This window comes from Rhabdothermincola sp. (genome assembly GCF_036846205.1).
In the GTDB taxonomy this organism is placed as follows: domain Bacteria; phylum Actinomycetota; class Acidimicrobiia; order Acidimicrobiales; family Acidimicrobilacustridaceae; genus Rhabdothermincola.
The window spans coordinates 1-3,210 of record NZ_DAIUCK010000166.1; the positions used below are offsets into that span (position 1 = coordinate 1).

The window sequence follows — 3,210 nt, forward strand, 5'->3', positions numbered from 1 at the left end:
GTTCAGCCCCACGCGGCCCCCCACCGCGAATCCATGAACAGTTCGCCAGCCTCCCCCGAACTGTTCAGCCCCACGCGGCCCCCCACCGCGAATCCATGAACAGTTCGTTGGGGGGAGGGGGAGGGCCGTGCAGACCGTCAGACCAGGAAGCGGCTGAGGGACTCGATCACGCAGGCGGGCTTCTCGCCCCCCTCGATCTCGATGGTCACCAGGATCGTCGTCTGCACACCGCCGGCGATCTCCTCCACCGCCACCAGCTCGGCGCCGGCCCGGATACGCGAGCCCACCTTGACCGGGGCCGGAAACCGCACCTTGTTGACCCCGTAGTTCACCCCCATCGAGATGCCACGAACCTCCATGATCTGGGGAAGTAGGGCGTTCGACAACGACAGGGTCAGGTAGCCGTGAGCGATGGTGGCGCCGAACGGGCCCGCCGCCGCCCGCTCGGGATCCACGTGGATCCACTGGTGGTCACCGGTCGCCTCGGCGAACAGGTCGATGCGGTCCTGGGTGATCTCCAACCAGTCGCTGTAGCCGAGGTGCTGGCCGGCCGCGGCGCGCAGCGCGTCCAGGCCGTCGAAGGTCGTCCGTGCCATGGGCGAGATCATCGCGCTCCCAGCGGGGTGCTCCCGGCACCCGGCTCCGGCGGACCTGACATCCGTGTCATAGTCTGTCGCCCGGGCCGTACGGCCACCGCCGAGACGAGGAGGACGGATGACCCGACGGGTCGCCATCGTGGGCGTCGCGCTCTCGGACACCGGGCGTGTCGACGACCGCACCAACTGGGAACTGCACGGCCAGGCCATCCGCCGGGCCATCGCCGACGCGGGGCTGGCCAAGGAGGACATCGACGGGCTGGCGTCCAACGGCATCGGCACCCTGCAACCGATCGAGCTGGCCGAGTACCTGGGCCTGCGGCCCACGTGGGTCGACTCCACCCAGGTGGGCGGGGGCACGTGGGAGGTCATGGCCGGTCACGCTGCGGACGCCATCGCCCAAGGACATGCCGACGTGGTGGCCCTCGTGTACGGCTCCACCACCCGGGCCGACCTCAAGAAGCGGCTGCGAACCGCGAACCTCTCCTTCGGCGGCCGCGGCCCCATCCAGTTCGAGGTGCCCTACGGGCACACGCTGATCGCCAAGTACGCCATGGCCGCCCGTCGGCACATGCACGAGTACGGCACCACCATCGAGCAGCTCGCGGAGGTGGCGGTCTCGGCCCGCTACAACGCGCAGTTCAACCCCGACGCGTACTACCGGGACCCGATCACCGTCGACGACGTGCTCAACAGCGAGATGATCGCCGACCCGTACACCAAGCTGCAGTGCTGCATCCGCTCCGACGGGGGATGCGCGGTGATCCTCGCCGCCGAGGATCGGGTGCCCGACACCGCGAAGGCGCCGGTGTGGATCCTCGGTCACGGCCAGCACGTCTCGCACACCACCATGAGCGAGTGGCCCGACTTCACCGTCTCGCCGGCCGCGATCGCCGGCAAGGCAGCATTCGAGCGAGCAGGGGTCACACCCGAGGAGATCGACGTCTGCACGATCTACGACGCGTTCACCTACATGGTGCTGGTGACCCTCGAGGATCTCGGGTTCTGCGAGAAAGGCGAAGGAGGCGCCCTGGCGGAGAGCGGTGCGCTCCGCCTCGGTGGCTCGTTGCCGACCAACCCGGACGGCGGAGGGCTCTCGGCATGCCATCCCGGCATGCGCGGCCTGTTCCTCCTGGTCGAAGCGACCCGCCAGCTCCGCCAGGAGCATCCCCCCGAGCGGCTGGTGCCCGATGCCAGGCTCGCCTGCGTGAGCGGCACCGGCGGCTGGTTCTGCTCCAACGGCACGCTGATCCTCGGCGTCGAGTGATCCCCCGGCGGGTCATCGACTACAACTGCTGCCCGTGCTCCGGGAGATCGTGCGGGCAGCAGGCGCCCGGTTCGGCGAGCTCGCCGCCTTCGTGAGACCCGACGGCTCGGCCCTCACCTATGCCGCGCTCGACCGCCGCTCCGATGCGCTCGCCGCGGGCCTCCACGCGGCCGGCATCGGCGAGGGCGACGTGGTGGCACTCACCCTCCCCTCGGACATCGACTACGTGATCGCCTACGCCGCTGCGGCCAAGGTGGGCGCCATCACCGCCGGGGTCAACCCTCGCCTCACCGCCGCCGAGCGCGATCGAGTGCTGGCCGTCGCGGAGCCCCGCATGGTCCTGGCCGAGGGTGACGTCGATCGGCTTTCGCGACCCGACCTCCCGGTGCCCGCACTCGACCCGGATCCTGATCGGGTCGTCGCCATCGTGTTCACCTCCGGCACCACCGGCACCCCGAAGGGCGCGGTGTTCGGTGAGCGCGAGCTCGACGCGATCGCCCGGAGCGACGTGCCCGGCTGGGACGATCCCCAGACCTGGGGAGGGGGTGGCCATCAGATCGCCGCCACCCAGTTCGCACACGTGGGGTTCATGACCAAGCTCCCCTGGTACCTGCGGCTCGGCACCACCACCCACCTCCTGGAGCGCTGGCGAGCCGGGGACGTCCTGCGCCTGGTGAGCGAGCACCGGATGACCAGCATCGGCGGGGTCGCGCCGCAGCTGGCGCTGCTGCTGCGACACCCCGACTTCGAGTCATTCGACCTCTCGTCGGTGCGGACGATCGTCATGGGTGGAGCCTTCTCGCCACCGGCGCTGGTGGAGGAGGCCAGACGGCGGATCGGCGCCAGCTACTCGATCCGCTACTCGTCGACCGAATCGGGTGGGGTGGGCACCGGCACGGCGTTCGACGCCGACGACGAGGAGGCCCTCCACACCGTGGGTCGCCCTCGCCGCTCGGTCGAGCTCGAGATCCGCTCGGATGACGGCCGGGTCCTCCCACCGGGCGAGGTGGGCGAGGTGCATCTGCGCTCGCCGTGCATGATGAGGGGCTACTGGCGCGACCCGGATGCCACTGCGGCCACCATCGTCGACGGATGGCTGCGCACCGGCGACCTCGGCTGGCTGGACGAGCACGGTTGCCTGCACCTGGCGGGACGCAAGAAAGAGATGTACATCCGGGGCGGCTACAACGTGTACCCGGTGGAGGTGGAAGGGGTGCTCGCCTCACACCCGGAGGTCACCGAGGTGGCCGTGGCCCCGGCCCCCGACCCCGTCATGGGCGAGTTCGGCGTGGCCGTGGTGGTGCCCCGAGATCCCGACCGCCCACCCACCCTCCGGGAGCTGCAGGC

General features: G+C 70.4%; 3 protein-coding genes. 2 read left to right on the forward strand and 1 reads right to left on the reverse strand.

All coding sequences use genetic code 11. The annotated features are described in order from the left end of the window. Window positions 1-137: 137 nt before the first annotated feature. Entirely contained in the window at window positions 138-596 is a 459-nt protein-coding gene (locus V7004_RS15465) for a MaoC family dehydratase (protein WP_208027096.1), read from the reverse strand. Window positions 597-714: 118 nt separating this feature from the next. On the opposite strand from V7004_RS15465, the gene V7004_RS15470 reads away from it, so the two are divergent. Beyond that, window positions 715-1,863, forward strand: a complete 1,149-nt coding sequence (locus V7004_RS15470) for a thiolase C-terminal domain-containing protein (RefSeq protein ID WP_334145123.1) — start codon at window positions 715-717, stop codon at window positions 1,861-1,863. Window positions 1,864-1,897: 34 nt separating this feature from the next. Beyond that, the coding region (locus V7004_RS15475; RefSeq protein WP_334145124.1) for a class I adenylate-forming enzyme family protein at window positions 1,898-3,210 on the forward strand (1,313 nt) is incomplete at its 3' end.